Origin of the sequence: Amycolatopsis camponoti, from assembly GCF_902497555.1 — a bacterium.
Lineage (GTDB): Bacteria > Actinomycetota > Actinomycetes > Mycobacteriales > Pseudonocardiaceae > Amycolatopsis > Amycolatopsis camponoti.
In genome coordinates, this window is sequence record NZ_CABVGP010000002.1 from 3,094,215 (window position 1) to 3,109,722 (window position 15,508).

Here is a 15,508-nt window from a genome sequence, read left to right on the forward strand (position 1 = left end):
GACCGGCCGGCCTCAGCGCAGCCGCACCTCCACCGCGACCCGGTGCCGCCCCCGAGGCAACCGCACCCATTCCGGCTCCGCCACCGGCCGCACGTCGGGAAAGCGGTCGAACAAACCCCGCAACGCCACCTCGGCCTCCACCTTCGCCAAGGCCACCCCCAGGCAGAAGTGCGGCCCCCAGCCGAATCCCACGCTGCCCTCGCGGCCGCCGTGCTCGGCTTGCCAGCGGATGTCCGCCTGGTGCGGGTGGGTGAACTGGGCCGGGTCGCGGTTGGCCGCTCCCAGTACCGCCTGGACCGCGTCGCCCGCGCTGATCTTCACCCCGCCCACCTCCAGATCCGTTGCGGCGTAACGGAGCCGGGCCAGCTGGACCGGGCCGTCGGTGCGGACCAGCTCGCGGACCGCCGCCGGCCACAGCTCCGGCTCCTCGCGCAGCAGCTCCCGCTGGGCGGGGTCGCGCATCAGCGCGAGGGCCCCGTTCGACAGCATGTGCGCCATCGTCTCGTGCCCGGCGAGGACCAGGAACACCACGAGCGCCACCGCGTCGACGTCGGTCAGGTCGTCCTGGGCGACGACCTGGCTGAGCAGGTCCTCCCGCGGCTCGGCCCGGCGGCGGTCGACCAGCGCATGACAGTAGGCGAACATCTCGCCCAGCGTCGGCGTGATCCGCGCCGGGTCGCCTTCGACGAGCACCTTGCCCCAGCGCCACCAGTCCGCCCAGTCCGCTTCGGGCACTCCGACCAGCTCGCACACCACCGCCATGGCCAGGGGGTAGGCGTACTCGTCGATCAGGTTCACCGTGCCCGGCGCCGCGCCGAGGTCGTCGAGCAGGCCGTCGACGATCTCCCGCACCCGGGGGCGCAACGCTTCGACCCGAGACGCGCCGAAGGCGTGGCTGATGCTGCGGCGCAGCCGGGTGTGCTCGGCGCCGTCGAGGCTCAGCAGGCTCGCCCGCAGGTACGGCAGGTGCTCCGGCGGCGTGCCCAGCGCGAGGAACGCCTCCTCCTGCGTCTGCGCGCCCTGCCCCGGCAGGCCGGTGGGATCGTTGCGCACGGCCGGATCCGACAGCACCGCGCGGACGGAGGCGCTCCCGGTCACCAGCCAGCCTTCCTCGCCGTTCGGCAGCCGGGCCCGGCAGACCGGCGATTCGGCGAGGATGCGGTCGTAGCCGCGCATCGGGTCGTCGAGGACGGCCGGATCACGCAGGTCCACCACGGGTTCGGACGACATGGATCTCCTGTCAGCCTTTGAGCGGGCCGCCGTTGATGGCGACGCGGTGGCCGAAGCGGGTGTACGGGTAGTAGTCGTACGTCGCGTGGTGCTGGACGCAGCGGTTGTCCCAGAACACCAGCGTGTTCGGCTCCCACCGCACCCGGCACGCCAGCATCGGCCGGTTCGGCACGACCGAGAACAGCAGGTCGAGCACCGCCTGGCTCTCGTCCGCCGACAGCTGGGGGATGCGCGAGGTGTAAGCCGGGTTGACGTACAGCAGCGGCCGGTCGGTTTCCGGGTGCCGCACCACCACCGGGTGCTCGCTGACCGGCGGCTCGTACCCCTCGGGGATCTTGTGGCCGCGGAAGGCGTGCGCGCCGTCGTGGATCGCGGTCAGCCCGGTCAGCAGTTCCTTCAGCTTCGGCGAAAGCATGTCGTACGCGAGGTGCATGTTCGCGAAGAGCGTGTCGCCGCCGCTGCCCGGCTCGGGCATCCGCGTGATGTGCAGCATCGAGCCCAGCGACGGCTCGGCGTCGGCGGTGCCGTCGGCGTGCCAGCCGTTGCCGAACACGGTCGCCGACTCGGGGGCGGTCGCGACCTCGAGGATGTACGGGTTGCCGTGCTCGGGCGGCGGGTTCACCGGCCGCAGCTCGCCAAAGCTCGCGGCCAGGCGCTGGTGGTCGTCCGGCGTGATGTCCTGGTCGCGGAACACCAGCACGTGGTGGTCCAGGAAGGCCGTCTTCAGCTCGGTGAGCTGCTCCTCGGTCAGCTCCCGGGTCAGGTCGAGGCCGGTGACCTCGGCGCCGATCACCGGGGTGAGCCCCCGCACCGCCAGTGTCCGGTGGTCGCGCGCCGGTCGCGTCGTGATCCGCTTGACGGCGTCGAGTTCGTACTGCTCCATGGTTTCCTTTCCTCCCGTGGGTCTCACAGTCCGATGGCCGCGGCCACCGCGGTGACGTGCGGTGCGCGCACGATGCCGTAGTGGGTCGCCGGCAGTTCGTGCCACTGGCTCGGTTCGGGCAGGAGCGCCCGCCAGCCGCCGCGGTCGGCGACCGGCAGGCCGGGTTCGGGTTCGGCGGCGAGCCAGACGTGGCTGGGTGTCGCGCGCAGGTGCGGCAGTTCGTGCCCGGCCATGCTGCGCAGGTTGGCCCGGCACGCGCGGGCGAGCCGCCGGGCGTGCTCGCCCGCGGCACCGCCGGAGGCACCCAGCTCGCGTTCGAACACCGTTTCCAGCTGCGCGTCGCTGTAGTCCGCGGCGCTCGCGCCGGGTGGCGGCGGGTCGATGAGGTGCAGCGCCCGCACCGGCTGTCCGGCCGTCTCGGCCTCGGCGGCCATGCCGGCCGCCACCCAGGCGCCGAACGACCAGCCGGCCAGCTGCCGGGTGTGGCCGGGGAACCGCGCTCGCAGGGCCGCGTGGTAGCGCCGGGCCCGGTCCGCCACCGGCCAGCCGGGCGGTTCCGGCCGGCTCAGCGCGGGGTCCGCGATCACGCAGACGCCGAGTTCGGGCGCCAGGGCCTCGACGAGCGGGCGGTACGCGTGGACGTCCCCGCCGACGGGGTGCACGAGGCACACGACTTCCCGGCCGGCCCCTTCACGCCAGACCTGCACCACCACTTCGCCGGTGTCGGCGGCTTCGGACAGCTTCGCCAGCAACGCGGCCATCGTCACCTCCGGGCCGAGCCAGGCGAGGTCGAGGTCGACGCCGAAGAGGCGTTTCACCGAGTCGACGACGTCCAGCAGCGTCAGTGAGTCGGCGCCCAGGTCGTAGAGCGGCACGTCCGGGTCGAGCTCGGCGACGCCCAGCAGGGCACGCACTTCCTCGGCCAGCTGGGCTTCGGCGTTCTCGGCCGGTTGCGCGGTGCCGGTCGTGGTGTCGCGCTGGTGGAACTCGCGGGCGGCTTCGAGCCCGGTCGTCGCGACCAGCAGCTGCGGCAGCCCGGAGTCCAGCGCGCGGGCGAAGGTGCGGCGGCCTTCGTCGACGCTCAGGCCGACCGCCAGGTGCGCCTGGTGCCGGGCGTCGGTTTCCAGGGCGGTGACGGCCATGCCGCTGTCGCGCCAGACGTCCCAGCCGATGGAGAGCCGGGCGGTCGGGCCGTCGCGGTGGGCGAGTGCGTCGAGGAACCCGTTGGCGGCGGCGTAGTCGAGCTGGCCGGTGCCGCCGAACTGCGCGGACAGCGACGAGCAGTAGACGGCGAACGCGGGCCGGTGGCGTTCGACGAGCCGCTCGGTGAGGAGGGCGCCGGCGAGCTTGACGGACTGGGTGTCTTCGCCGCGGGTCGCGATGAGGCCGCCGCCGGGGGTGCCGGCCGCGTGCACGATCCCGGCGAGGGGCGCGCCGATGCGGGCGTCGACCTCGTCGGCGGTGATCTTCGTGAGGTCGGCGGCGAGGAGGTCGACGCGGTCGGCCCACGGCTTGAGCGCTTCGGGCAGGTGGGGCTCGCGTGCGAGCAGGACGACCCGGCCGGTGGTGCGGGTCAGCAGCTCCGCGGCGACGGCGGTGCCGATGCCGCCGGTGCCGCCGAGGACCAAGTGGGTCCCGTCGGTGGCCACCGGCTCGCCGGCCGGGACCGGTGCGCTGTCCTGCGTCCACCAGAACCCGGCCCGCAGGGCGACGCGCTCGGGCGGGGGCGGGCCGGTGAGCAGGCCGGCGAGGGGATTCAGGTCGGGGCCGGGCAGGTCGACCCAGTGGCCGGGCACGCCGGTTTCCTGCGGGCCGACGGCGGTGATCCCGGCGAGCAGCCCGGCTTCGGGCCGCGTGACGGCGGTGTTCGCGGGCGCGGCCCCGGCGGACACCCACCACGTCCGGAGTGGACGGTCGTGGCCGGCCCGCAGGAGAGCGGCCGGGGTGTCGACGCACGCTCGGCGCGCGTCGTCGAGGGACGCTTCGGTGACCGGCCCGGTGATGCCGAGGGGGAGGGTGTGGAGCCAGTCGATTTCGGTGTGGGGCAGGGCATCGAGGACTTGGCGCAGGTCCGCGGGGTCGGCGGGGTCGGCTTCGAAGGTGTCGGGGCCGAGGCGGGCGAACGCCGCTGCCGCGTGCACGCGCACGACGCGCGGGTAGACGGCGTCGAGGGCGGGTGCGGTGAGCGGGCCCTCGCCGGAGATGACGAGGACGCGGTCGGTCGGGGTGGTGGCGACGGTGGCGGTGGTGGCCCGGCGGTGGCGGACCCAGGTGGGCTGGTGCAGCCACTCGCTTTCGGGTCGCCGCGTGACGGAGTCGCGACGAGGGAACCCGAACTCCCGGACGGCGAAGGCGGGCGGCGGAAAGTCCCACGGCGCGGGGGCGGGGGACTGGCCCCAGTCCACGGAGGCGCCGCTCAACCAGGCGGCCGCCATTTCGGCGGCCCCAGAGACGGAGCTTTCACGCGAGAGTGCGGAATCGGCGGCTGCGTTTTCGCGGAGAGGTGCCACCGGGCCGGGGGCGGCGCTCTCCCGTGAAAGTGCGGTAGCGGGGGTGGCGTAGCCGCGGCGCGGTGCCGCGGAGCCGGGGCTTTCCCGTGAAAGCTCCGCGTCGGGGATCTCCTGTGGCTCGGCCGTGCGCAGCCACCCGACCGCCGCGGCCGCGTCCTCGCACGCTGCCGCCATGCGCCAGCGTTCCTCCGGGCGGCCCGACTGCAGGTGCCGGAGTACGTCCACATAGGACGATGGCCGCGCCGTCAGGTACTCCGCCACCCGGGCCGCCTCCCGGCGCAAAGCCGAGGCGCTGCGGGCCGAAAGCACCAGGCACCGCGCCGGTTCCGGGCGCGACGGCGGCATCGGGCGGACCGACTCCAGCACGACGTGGGCGTTCGTCCCGCCGATGCCGAAGCTGCTCACCCCGGCCACCCGCGGCCCCGCCGGCCACGGCTCGGCCCGCGTCGGCACCCGGAACGGCCCCAGGTCCAGCGCCGGGTTGGGCGCGCGGAAGTCGACTGTCGGCGGGAGGACGCCGTGGTGGACCGCCAGCGTCGCGCGGATCAGGCCGACCACCCCCGCCGCCGCGCCCAGGTGGCCGATCTGGCTCTTCACCGAAGAAAGCGCGCACGCGACGACGTCGGGCATCGCCTCGCGCAACGCCGCCACCTCGATCGGGTCGCCCAGCCGCGTCCCGGTTCCGTGCGTCTCGACGTACCCGACGTCGGCACCCGTGCGACCGGCTCGCCGCAGCGCCGCCTGGACGGCCGAGCGCTGCCCGGCCGGGGACGGCGCGCTGTACCCCTGCTTCACCGCGCCGTCGTTGGTCAGCGCCGAGCCCGTGAGCACCGAGTACACCGTGTCGCCGTCACGACGCGCCGCCGAGAGCCGCTTCAGCACCACCACGCCGACGCCGCTGCCGCCCACCGTGCCGTCCGCGTCGTCGCTGAACGGGCGGCAGTGCCCGTCCGCCGAGAAGATGTGCTGCGGCCGGTACCGGTACCCCTCGGCGAGGGTGACGTCGACGAGCACCCCGCCCGCCAGCATCACGTCCGCCTCGCCGCCGCGCAGCATCCCGGCGGCCTGGTGGACGGCGACCAGCGAGCTGGAGCACGCCGTCTGGGTCGTCAGCGCCGGGCCGGTCAGGTCGAGGTGGTAGGCGACCTTCGTGGCCAGGAAGTCCTTCTCGTGGTGCAGGGCGAGCTGGAAGCCGTCCGGCAGCGCGGCCGGGTCCGCCTCGCGCAGCATCTGCTGGAAGTACGTGTTCTCCCCGCAGCCCGCGATCAGCCCGACGCGGCCCGTCGCCCCGCCGGCGTGGGCCAGCGCTTCGACGCACGCCATCAGCAGCTGCCGCTGCTGCGGGTCCATCAGCGCCGCGTCGCGGTGGCTGATCCCGAAGTGCTCCGGGTCGAAGTCCAGGGGCCCGGCCAGGAGACTGCGCGCGCCGACCAGGCCGTCGGCGGCCGGGAACTCTTCGATGCCCCGGCGGCCGGTGACGACCAGGTCCCAGAACGCCGCCAGGTCCGGCGCGCCGGGCAGCCGGACGGCCATGCCGACGACGGCCACCGGCTCGTCGGCCGCCGCCTCGGCGGAAGCGCGCGCCGGGGCCGGGCCGCTTTCGAGGTGCCGCGTCAGGTCCCGGAGCGTGACGTGCTCGAAGAGGTCCGCCACGGTGAACCGGTACCCGGCTTCGGCGCAGCGCAGGTGGAACCGCATCAGCGACAACGAGCTGGCGCCGGCGGCGAAGAACGTCTCCTCCGGCCCGATCGGCGTGCCGGTCACCTCCTCGAACAGCGCCGCCAGCTCGCTCGAGGGACGCGTGGACGTCCGCAGCAGATCCTCGCCCGGCGTCGCGGAAACCGCGTCCCGGTCGAGCTTCCCGCTCGGCGTGCGCGGCAGGGCGGCGACGACGCGGAAGCGGTCGACCCGCGCGTGCGGCGGCAGCAGCGGCACGAGGTGCTCGCTCAGCTCCGCGGCGGCCGGCGTCCGGCGGCATTCGAGGAACGCGGTCAGGCGGTCGCCTTCGGCCGCGACGACCGCGTTGACGACGTCGGGGTGCCGCAGCAGCGCCGCCTCGACCTGCCCCAGCTCCAGCCGGTGCCCGCTGAGCTTGACCTGCCGGTCGGCCCGGCCGTCGAAGTGCAGCAGCCCGGCGCGGTCGAAGTGCGCGAGGTCGCCGCTGCGGTAGTACAGCTCGGGCAGTTCGGCGAACTTCTCCGGCGCCGCTTCGCCCAGGTAGCAGCGGTTCGCCGCGAGACCGCCGATGAGCAGCTCGCCGACCTGGCCCGGCGGCAGGGGCGCGCCCGCGGCGTCGGCGACCCGCAGCACCGCGTTCGCCACCGGACGGCCGATGGCGGGCCGGTCCGGCCAGTCCGCGGGATCGCCGTCGAGGGTCAACGCGCTGACGACGTGGGTTTCGGTCGGGCCGTAGTGGTTGTGCAGGCGCGCGCCGGGCAGCCCGGCGAACCAGCGGCGGATCGCCGGCGTGCACACCAGCTGCTCGCCGGCGGTGATCACGTCCCGCAGCCGGGACGGGTACCGGCCGAGCCGGACGCCGTGCTCGGCGAGCAGCTGCAGGGCGACGTACGGCAGGAAGATCCGTTCGATGCCGGCGGTTTCCAGCTGCGCCAGCAGCGCGGGGACGTCGTGGCGCCATTCCGGGCGGACCAGGTGGAGCCGGCCGCCGCCGCACAGCGTCGTGAAGATCTCCTGGAACGACACGTCGAACGACAGCATCGAGAACTGCTGGGTCGCCGCGGGCGGTGCGGCCTGCCACTGCAGCAGGTTGGCCAGGGTGCGGTCCGGGACGCGCACGCCCTTGGGCACGCCGGTCGAGCCCGAGGTGAACAGCGTGTAGAGCGGCCGTCCGGCGTGCCGGGCCGGGACGTCCGGCACCGCGCCGTCGGAAAGCGTGACGAACCGCCGCTCGATGTCCGCGCCGAACGTTTCCCCCGGCGCGAGCAGGACGCAGCGCGGCCGGACGCGGTCGAGCATGGCGTGCAGCAGTTCCGGCGGGTACGCGGGGTCCAGGGGGACGGCGGTGATGTTCAGCCGGGCCAGGGCGAGGAGCGCGACGACGTGCTCGGCCGACGGCCGGAAGTACAGCGCGATGTCCGTGGCGTCCGCGGGCAGGGTGGCCGCGAGCCGGGCCGCGTGCGCGTCCAGCTCGGCGTAGGTCAGTGTCGTGTCACCGATGAGCGCCGGGGCGCCGGGCGTCCGCGCGACCTGACGCGCGAACCCGTCCGCGATGGTCTCCCACGTCAGGTCCGCGGCGGCACCCCGGCCGTGGTCGCGGTGGTCCGGAATCCGGGCGTCGCCTTGCAGGGCGCGGTCGAAGACTTCGCCGAGGGCGGTCGCCTCGGCTTCGGTGAAGTGGCCTTCGCCGTATTCCCACAGGCAGTCGAAGCCGTCGGCGCGTTCCACCACCGACAGCGTGAGCGCGCACTTCGCCTCGGCCGCCTCGATCCACTGTGGACTGAACGAGCAGCCGGGCCGCCGCAGCGCCCCGAAGTCGGTGTTCTCCAGGACGAACAGGTAGTCGAAGGCCGCGTAGCCGGGGTCGAGGTCGGCGAACGCGACGTCCTGGTGATCCAGCGCGGCACCCGACGCTTCGCCGAGCCGGCGGAGCTGGGCGCCGAGGTCTTCGTCCGGGTCCACGGTCAGCGGCAGCCGCACGGTGTTGGCGAACATGCCGACACTGTCTTCGAACGCCCGCACCGGCCGGTTCGCCACCGGCGCGGCGATCCGGGGCCGAGCCCGCCCGGTCACCGCGTACAGGCTCCACGCGAACACGCCGAGCAGGAGCTGGAACCGGGTCAAGCCCAGGTCACCGGCCCACTCGTCGACGCGCTCGCGTCCGATGCGGGTGGTGTGCAGCCGGCCGGCCGGGGAAGCTTCGCCGAGCGGCTCGGCGTCGTCGGTGCGGTCGGTCAGCAGGTCGCGGTAGCGGGGGGAGGCGAACCACCGGGACTGCCACGCGGCGAAGTCGAGCGGCGTGTGCGCCTCCGGCCGCGGCGAGGCGCCGGACAGCTCGCGGAACAGGATGTTCAACGACCAGCCGTCGACCGCGATGTGGTGCAGGCACAGCAAGAACGTGCCGTCGGCCCGCCAGGCCGCGCGCAGCATCCGGCCCGACGCGAGATCGAAGGGCGCGGTGAAGAAGTCGTCGCCCGGCTCGGTCCACGGGTCGTACGGCGCCTTCGCGACCTGCCGCAAGCCGCCGGGGGTGGCTTCGAACGCGGTGCGCAGCGCCGGGTGCCGCTCCACCAGAGTGCGCACGTCCCGGCGCAGCGCCTCGACGTCAGGTGCGCCGGAGACCTCGAACGCGAGCGGCACGTGGTAGGCCGTGGAGGCCGGGTTCCGTTGCTGCAGCAGCCAAAGCCGCTGCTGTTCGCTGGTGGCCGGTGCCGTGGTCGCGGTCGTCGGTGGGCCCGGCTCCGGGTACGCCGCCCGCCCGGCCGCGGAGACGGCGGCGGCGAGATCGGCGAACGTCCCGCGCTGGACGACCGAAGGCGCGAGGTCCGCGCCCCAGCGTTCGCGGATCGCGAACCGCAGCCGCAACGCCTTGAGCGAGTCGCCCCCGGACCGCAGCCACGTGTCGCCGGGATGCAGGCCCGGGACGGCGAGCGTCTCGGACACGACGTCCAGGACTTCGCGCTCCCACTCGGTCGCCTCACCACCGGTCTCCGGCCGCCACGGCGCGAACCCACCGGCCAGCAGCGCGGCTTCGTCGACCTTCCCGTTGGCGTTGCGGGGCAGCTCGCCGACGCGGAACACGTGCTGCGGCCGCATGTAGGCCGGCACGGTCTCGCCCAGGTGCGCTTCGAACGCGTCGAAGGACAGGTCGCCCGCCACGATGAAGGCGAGCAGCTCGGCCGTGGCCACGTGCCGCACGGCCACGTGGACCTGCCGGATCTCCGGGTGCGCGAGGAGCCGCTGCTCCAGCTCGCCCGGCTCGATCCGGAACCCGCGGACCTTCACCTGCCGGTCGGTCCGCCCGGCGTAGGCGAAGCGCCCGCCCGGCAGCACGCGGACCAGGTCACCGGTGCGGTAGAACCGCGCGCGGCCCTCGTCGAGCCACGGCAGCCGGACGAACCGCTGCCCGGTCTCCGCGGGCAGGCCGCGGTAGCCGAGCGCGACGCCGGCGCCCGACAGGTACAGCTCGGCCAGCTCACCTTCGGCGGCCACGCGCTCGTCCGCCGTCACCGCGACCGCGCCGGTGCCGGGCAGCGGGCGGCCGATCGGCACGACGTCGCCGTCGAAGCCGCGCGGAATGGCGTAGCTGAGCGCGAACGTCGTCGTCTCGGTCGGGCCGTAGCCGTTCTGCAGCCGCGTCGGCGCGTCCGGGTTGGCCCGGTACCAGCGGCGGATCACCGGCGCGTTGAGCTGCTCACCGCCGATGACGACCCGCCGCACGGTGGCGAAGCTGTCCGGCACGGTCTCGGCGACCGCGTTGAACAGCGTCGCGGTGACGAACATCGTGTCGACGCGCTCGCGGACCAGTGCGTCGGCGAACGCCCGCGGGTCGCGGACCGTGTCGTCGTCGAGGATCACGCAGGTGCCGCCGGTGAGCAGCGGGACCCACACCTCGAAGCTGATCGCGTCGAACGCGGGGTTGGCCAGGCAGGCGTACCGCGTGCCGTGGTCGAGCCAGCCGGGCTCGGCGAGCCGCAGGACACCGGCGTCACGCACCTCGACGCCCTTGGGCCGGCCGGTCGTGCCGGAGGTGTAGAAGAGGAACGACGCCGGCGCGGGTTCGGCGGGCACCCCCGCCCCGGCGGTTCCGGACAGCAGCTCGGCCGGCGTGACGCCGGGCCCGTCGTCGCTGACGACGGCGGCCGCGCCCGCGTCGGCGAGGATGACGTCGCGGCGCGCGGGCGGGCTTTGGCGGTCGAGCGGCACGACCTGGCCGCCGAGGCGCAGCACGCCCAGCATGACCTGGACCAGCTCCGCCGAGCGCGGCAGGCCGACGGCGACCGCGTCACCGGGGCGAACACCCCGGCGCGACAACGATTCCGCGACGGTGGCGGCGCCCGCGTTCAGCTCGGCGTAGGTGAGCAGCCGGGCCCCGTCGGACACGGCGACGGCGTCGGGGTGCCGCAGCGCCCGGTCGTGGACGCGGCGGGCGATCGAGGTCATCGGGCCGCCAGCTCGGCGCTGATCAGCTTGGCGACCAGCGGCAGGGCGTCGCTTTCGAGCATGTCCCAGTGCCCGCAGTCCGCCGGGACCACCTCGAACTCGCCGCGGGCGCGGCGGCGCCAGAACTCCACCGAAGCGGACACTGTGCCGGGGTCCGCGCCGTCGCCGACGGCCTGCACGAACACGACCCGCGCCGCCGTCCCGCCGGGATCGTGCTCGCGCGCGGTCAGCCGGTTGTGGTTGTACGTGCGGTGGTAGCGCTCGATCTGCGCGTCGTCGATCCCCGGGTACATCCCGTTGAAGCGCACCAGCTTCTCGCGGAACTCGGCCACCGGCACCGGCTCGATCGCCGCCTTCGCGGCCGGGTCGTCGGTGGGGGTGGTGTCGAGCAGGACGACGCTGACGCGCGGGTGGTGCTCCGCGAGCCGGCGGCCCATCTCGTGGGCGACCAGGCCGCCGTACGAAAGTCCACAAAGGACCAACGCTTCATCGGCACGCGGGTCCACGAGCCGCAAGTACTCCTCGGCCATCGCCTCGACGCTCGGCAGCGGCTCCTCGCCGGCGTTGAGCCCGGGGGACTGGATCCCGAGGACACCGGCGTCCTCGGGCAGCAGGGCGCTGAGCGGCAGGTAGCAGAACGCGGTCCCGCCGGCCGGGTGGACGCAGACGACGCGGGCCGCGCCGGTGCCGCGGCGGAACTCGATCAGGCTGCCACCTTCCGGCGGGCGGTCCGTGCGCAGGAGCGCGGCCTGCGCCTCGATGGTCGGGTGGAGGATGACGTCCCGGATCGGCAGCTCGCGGCCGAGCTCCGAGCCGATGGCGTGGGCCAGCTTGATCGCCGAGATCGAGGTGCCGCCGACGTCGAAGAAGTCGTCGGAGACGCCGATCGCGGTGTGCAGCAACAAGGTTCGCCAGATCCGCAGCAGGGCCAGCTCGACGTGGTCGCGCGGGGCGGCGGTGTTGACCGGGTCGTTCGACGCGCCGGCCCGGGCGTGCGCCAGGACGGCGTCGCGGTCGAGCTTGCCGCTGCGGCTCAACGGGAGCCGGTCGAACTCGGCGAACACGGACGGGATCATGTAGTCCGGCAGCCGGCCGGCCAGCGCCGCGCGCCACTCGTGCGGGGTCCGGCCACCGCCGCCCGCGACGCCGGCGACGAGCCGGGGCTCGCCCTCGCGATCGACCAGCACGGCGGCCTCCCGGACACCGGGCACGGCCAGCAGCGCGGCCGCCACCTCGCCGGGTTCGATGCGGAACCCGCGCAGCTTGATCTGGTCGTCGCGGCGCCCGGCGTACTCGGCTTCGCCGCCGGGCAGCCACCGGGCCAGGTCACCGGTGCGGTACATCCTTTCGCCGGCCGCGAACGGGTCCGCCACGAACCGCTCGGCGGTCAGGCCCGGCCGGTGCAGGTACCCGCGGGCCAGGCAGTCGCCGGCCAGGAAGACCTCGCCCACCACGCCCGGCGGCACCGGGCGCAGCCGCTCGTCCAGGAGGTACAGCCGCGAGCCGGGCAGCGGCCGCCCGATCGGCGCCGGACGTTCGGACGGCCGGGGGCCGAAGTGCGCGGTGGCGTAGAGCGTGGCCTCGGTCGGTCCGTAGCCGAAGCAGATCCGCAGGCCGGGCAGCGCCGCTTCGAACCGCGCGAGGGCGGCGTCGGGCAGCGGTTCGACGCCGGTGAGGACCTGCCGCAGCGCGAGCCCGGCCACCCGGGCGGGGTCTTCGTCGATCCACCGGACGTAGGCGGGCGGCAGGAACGCCTGGACGACACGGTGTTCCCGCAGCCAGGCCATCAGCGCCGCGGGGTCGGGCCGGACGTCCTCGGGCACGACGTGCAGCACGGCGCCGGTGGTCAGGGGGAGCAGCAGTTCGTGCACCGAGGCGTCGAAGCCGATGCTCGACCACGCCGACGTCGCTTCGCCGGGCGTCGCGCCGAAGCGGTCGAGCCACTGGTCGAACAGGGCGAGGACGCTGTGGTGGGTCACGGCGACGCCCTTCGGGCGCCCGGTCGACCCCGACGTGTAGATGACGTACGCCGTCTCGCCGGAGCCGGTCGTGACCGGGGTGCGGGCCTCGTCGCCTTCGGTTTCGAGAGCCGCGATGTCGTCGGCCAAGATCAGTACCGGCCGCGCGTCCTCGACCATCGCCGCGCGCCGGGCGGCGGGCTGCGCCGGGTCGAGCGGGAGGTAGGCGGCGCCGGTCTTCAGCACACCCAGCACGGCGACGACCAGCTCGGCCGACCGTCCACTGAGGACGGCCACGACCCCGCCCGGCCCGGCCCCGCGGGTCCGCAGGGCGTTCGCCAGCTTCGTGCTGCGGCGGTCCAGCTCGCCGTAGGTGAGGGTCCGGCCGTCGCACACGAGCGCGGCGGCGTCCGGGGTGGCGTCGGCGTGGCCGGTGAAGCGCTCGACGAGCCCGCCGGGACGCCGGTTCGGCCGGGGTCCGGTGCTCCAGGCGGTGAGGATCTCGTGGCGTTCGGCGTCGTCGAGCAGTTCGTAGCTCGCGATGTCCGCGTCCGGGCGGGTGGCCAGCTGGTCGAGCAGCCGGACGAGGTACCGGCCGTACCGCTCGGCGGTCGCGTGGTCGAAGAGGGCGACGGCGTAGTCGAGGTGCCCGGTGACGCCGTCGTGCTCGTCGGCGAGGCCGAGGGCGAGGTCGAACTTCGCGGGGGCGTGCTCGACCTCGAGGGGTTCCGCCGCCACACCCGGCAGTTCCAGGAGGTCGTGCTGGGTCGGCACCCAGGCGAACATCGTCTGGAACAGCGGCGTGTGCGCCGGGCTGCGCGGCGGGTTCACCAGCTCGACGACCCGCTCGAACGGCAGCTCGACGTGCTCGATCGCGCCCCGCAGGGCCGCCCGGACCTGCTTGAGCAGGACGGCGCCGGTCCGCGGACCCGGCAATTCGGCGCGCACGGCCAGGGTGTTGACGAAGAAGCCGATCGTGTCGGGGTACTCGCCGCCGGCGCCGCGGTTGGCGGTGGGGACGCCGACAACGATGTCAGTTTGCGCGGAAAGGCGGGACAACAGGATGAACCAGCAGGTCAGGATGGTGGAGTAGAGCGTGACGCCGTGCTCGCGGGCCACCGCCTTCAGCCTCGCGGTGAGGTCCGGCCCGAGGGAGACCGGCACCCGGGCGCCGCGGTGGTCCTGCCGGGCGGGGCGCGGGCGGTCGGCGGGCAGCTCCAGCACCGGCGGCACACCGTCGAGCCGGTCCTGCCAGTACGCCTCGTGGGGCGCCGGGCCGGCACCGGTCAGCCAGTCCTGTTGCGCCCGGGCGTGTTCGCGGTAGGGCCGCGCCGGCGGCAGGTCCGCCGGTTCGCCGCTCACTTGAGCGGCGTAGAGCATGCCCAGCTCGCGCAGCAGCAGGCTGCGGGACCAGCCGTCGAAGACGACGTGGTGGATGGTGATCAGCAGGACGTGGTCCTCGTCGCCGTCCGCCAGCAGCCGGGCCCGGGCCAGCGGCGCACGGGACAGGTCGAACGGCTCGAACGGGTCGGTGCGCCGCAGCTCGGCCGCTTCGCCCGGCCGGCCGGCGACATCGGTGAAGCCACAGGGAAAGCCGTGACCGGCGGGTTCGACGATCTGCACGGGCGCGCCGTCTTCGACGACGATCCGGGTGCGCAGGGCTTCGTGACGGTCGGCGAGCGCGTCGAAGGCCCTTCGCAGCGCCTCGCGATCCAGCGGGCCCCGCAGGGTGAAAGCCATGGTCTCGTTGTAGGCCGGTCCGGCCCCGTCCAGCTGGGAGACGGTCCAAAGGCGCTGCTGACCGGACGACAGCGGTGCGGACACTCGCATCGAGGGCATGCCTTTCCGGGCGTGGCGGGCGAACCGGTACCGCGGTGTGCCGTCGCAGCCGAGGTCGGGGAAACGCTCTCTGTCTGTCCGGACAGTTAACACCACACCATCGGGTGAGGACGAGGGGTGACGGAAGTTTGCCCGGAAGTCCCCGCGGTGGCAGCCGCGAGGGCCGGCGTCAGATCTTGCGGTACCGGCTTTCGAACAGGGCGAACACCCCGAAGACCGCGATCCCGGCGGCCAGCGCCAGGAGGAGGAACTGCCCGTACGGCTGGACCGCGAGCGTCCGGAGCGCGGGGTCCAGGCCGCCGGCCTTGGCGGGGTCGTACTCGACGGCGGCGACGACGAACATCGCGCCCACGGTGCCGTAGGCGACCGCCATCGCGCACCAGCCGACCTGGCCGAGCCGCTCCGTCGACCGCCGCACCGCCGGGGACGCCCCGCCGAAGTCGAGGTCGTGGACGAACTTCTTCCGGAGCCCGCGGTAGCCGAGGAACGCGGCCACGGCGATCACGGCGCCGCCGGCCGTGATCACCGCGGCGGCGCCCCAGGGTTCGGCCAGCACCGTGGCGACGATCGAGCCGGCCTTGCCGGAGCCGCCGGTCGCGGTCTTCGCGGCGCTGTAGGTGACGAGGCCGTACAGGACGACCTCGACGCCGCTGGTCGCCCGCCGCACCCACCGCCGTCGCGATGGGGCGTGCCGGTGGCCCGCGATCGCCTCCGTGAGCTGCCACAGCGCCAGCACGCCGGTGCCGGCGGCGATCAGCCAGAGCAGCCACGCACCACCGCCCGAGGCGACGATCTGCAGGGCGCCGGCCTTGTCGGCCTTTTCGTTGTCGCCCAGCGCGACCTGCGCCGCCAGCCACGCGACGACGAGGTGGACGAAGGCGTAGCAGGTCAGGCCGATTCGGGCGAACAGGCTGAATCTTCTGATGTCGGGCACCCGGGAATCCTGGTCCACTCCGGCCCGCTTGGCC

General features: G+C 74.4%; 5 protein-coding genes. All 5 read right to left on the reverse strand.

Going from position 1 to position 15,508, the window contains the following annotated elements:
- Positions 1-12 precede the first annotated feature (12 nt).
- A complete protein-coding gene (locus AA23TX_RS34890; RefSeq protein WP_155546950.1) occupies positions 13-1,230 on the reverse strand; it encodes a cytochrome P450 family protein in 1,218 nt (405 codons plus the stop codon).
- Between the two features lie 10 nt (positions 1,231-1,240).
- Positions 1,241-2,113: a TauD/TfdA dioxygenase family protein gene (locus AA23TX_RS34895; protein WP_155546951.1), complete on the reverse strand. Its 873-nt coding sequence runs from the start codon at positions 2,111-2,113 to the stop codon at positions 1,241-1,243.
- Positions 2,114-2,136: 23 nt separating this feature from the next.
- On the reverse strand, positions 2,137-10,743 hold the full coding sequence (locus tag AA23TX_RS34900; RefSeq protein WP_155546952.1) for a non-ribosomal peptide synthetase: 8,607 nt from the start codon (positions 10,741-10,743) through the stop codon (positions 2,137-2,139).
- Positions 10,740-14,531, reverse strand: coding sequence for a non-ribosomal peptide synthetase (locus AA23TX_RS34905; protein WP_230862895.1), 3,792 nt, complete (start codon positions 14,529-14,531; stop codon positions 10,740-10,742). The genes AA23TX_RS34900 and AA23TX_RS34905 overlap by 4 nt, the downstream gene beginning before the upstream one ends.
- 178 nt (positions 14,532-14,709) lie before the next feature.
- Positions 14,710-15,474 (reverse strand): DUF1206 domain-containing protein, encoded by a 765-nt coding sequence (locus AA23TX_RS34910; RefSeq protein WP_155546953.1) that lies wholly within the window; start codon positions 15,472-15,474, stop codon positions 14,710-14,712.
- Positions 15,475-15,508: the final 34 nt, after the last annotated feature.

Bases quoted from the DNA above. Each gene is read 5' to 3' on its own strand.
- AA23TX_RS34895 (WP_155546951.1), bottom strand. From the start codon at position 2,113: ATGGAGCAGTACGAACTCGACGCCGTCAAGCGGATCACGACGCGACCG.
- AA23TX_RS34900 (WP_155546952.1), bottom strand. From the start codon at position 10,743: ATGACCTCGATCGCCCGCCGCGTCCACGACCGGGCGCTGCGGCACCCC.
- AA23TX_RS34905 (WP_230862895.1), bottom strand. From the start codon at position 14,531: ATGCGAGTGTCCGCACCGCTGTCGTCCGGTCAGCAGCGCCTTTGGACC.
- AA23TX_RS34890 (WP_155546950.1), bottom strand. From the start codon at position 1,230: ATGTCGTCCGAACCCGTGGTGGACCTGCGTGATCCGGCCGTCCTCGAC.